Source organism: Bacillus cereus group sp. BfR-BA-01441 (assembly GCF_022663075.1).
Classification (GTDB): domain Bacteria; phylum Bacillota; class Bacilli; order Bacillales; family Bacillaceae_G; genus Bacillus_A; species Bacillus_A cereus.
The window spans coordinates 1-212 of record NZ_JAKUEU010000461.1; the positions used below are offsets into that span (position 1 = coordinate 1).

Below are 212 nucleotides of genomic sequence, written 5' to 3' on the forward strand. Positions count from 1 at the left end.
CAGAGTTTTACGACCCGAAAGCCTTCATCACTCACGCGGCGTTGCTCCGTCAGACTTTCGTCCATTGCGGAAGATTCCCTACTGCTGCCTCCCGTAGGAGGCTGGGCCGTGTCTCAGTCCCAGTGTGGCCGATCACCCTCTCAGGTCGGCTACGCATCGTTGCCTTGGTGAGCCGTTACCTCACCAACTAGCTAATGCGACGCGGGTCCATC

At 59.0% G+C, this 212-nt stretch carries 1 rRNA gene; it reads right to left on the reverse strand.

What is annotated here, in order from left to right:
• Positions 1-212: ribosomal RNA gene (locus tag MR107_RS31215) — 16S ribosomal RNA — on the reverse strand; the annotation flags it as partial.